The sequence below is a fragment of the Lamprobacter sp. genome (assembly GCF_034860625.1).
In the GTDB taxonomy this organism is placed as follows: domain Bacteria; phylum Pseudomonadota; class Gammaproteobacteria; order Chromatiales; family Chromatiaceae; genus Lamprobacter.
The window spans coordinates 1-992 of the sequence record NZ_JAYESN010000614.1 but is presented as its reverse complement, the minus strand read 5'-3'; the positions used below and the strand labels follow the sequence as shown (position 1 = coordinate 992).

Here is a 992-nt window from a genome sequence, read left to right as displayed (position 1 = left end):
CTTGCTGGCCACCTTCCTGCCCTATCTGATCGAAGACTCCGCGAGCTTGCGCGAACAAGCACCCATCGCCTATGGTCAGATTAAGGTTGTCTCGATGTCTTCCAATCCTGGCTGATGGCGCGTTTTCAGGACCAGACCCTAGAGGAGATCCTCCGCATGCTCGGTGAACTGACCCCACTCGAACAGATCCGTGCCTATCGGGAGATCGTGGCGAAGAACAAGCCGATCTGGAAGCAAGAAGGGGAAGCGGAACTCATCCTGCGCCTCCTGCGCCGCCGCCTCGGCACGCTGAGCAAGACGCAACAAGCGCGCGTCCAAGCGCTATCCGTCGACCAGCTCGAAGACCTCATCGAAGCGCTGCTCGCCTTCAGCACCATCGCTGACCTCGAGACCTGGCTCGCCGCGCATCCCATACGCCAACCCAACGCCTGAGCAACCCGTGCCGCCCCACTGGACCCTTTTGGAAGGTTTGCACTATGACGGCTCCTCTGAACGCTTTGTACGAAACCAACTATTCGTCTTGGGCGCAACGCAACGCCGAATTACTGCGCGAGCGCCGCTTTGAGGAACTCGACATCGAGCATTTGCTAGAGGAACTCAGCGACATGGGCAAAAGCGAGCGCCATGAGCTAGAAAGCCGCTTGCTGGTATTGCTCGCTCATTTGCTCAAATGGCACTATCAATATCATACCTTAGCGGAGCGCTGGCGTGAATTCAAAGGCGATAGTTGGCGTGCAACCATCATTGAACAACGCAAACGTTTGACGCTGCGCTTGCGAAAATCCCCCGGCTTGAAGTCGATACTCGATGCAGCCATTGAGGATATTTATCCCGATGCCGTCGATTTGGCCAGCGATGAAACCGGCTTGCCACAAGCGACGTTCCCCAGCGAATGTCCCTATCGCACTGAGCAGGTGCTCGACAAAACATTTTATCCTGGGTCTAAATGATGCAAGACCCGCTGCTACACCACTGGACACTCAACCTAATCA

At 56.0% G+C, this 992-nt stretch carries 2 protein-coding genes; both read left to right on the top strand.

Translation table 11 applies throughout. The annotated features are described in order from the left end of the window. The first annotated feature begins 114 nt into the window (after nt 1–114). Nucleotides 115–432 carry a DUF4351 domain-containing protein gene (locus VBE63_RS30225; RefSeq protein ID WP_323686659.1) on the top strand — a complete coding sequence of 106 codons (318 nt, stop codon included), beginning with the start codon at nt 115–117 and terminating at the stop codon, nt 430–432. Nucleotides 433–476: 44 nt separating this feature from the next. Then, nucleotides 477–950: a DUF29 domain-containing protein gene (locus VBE63_RS30220; RefSeq protein ID WP_323686658.1), complete on the top strand. Its 474-nt coding sequence runs from the start codon at nt 477–479 to the stop codon at nt 948–950. Nucleotides 951–992 lie beyond the last annotated feature (42 nt).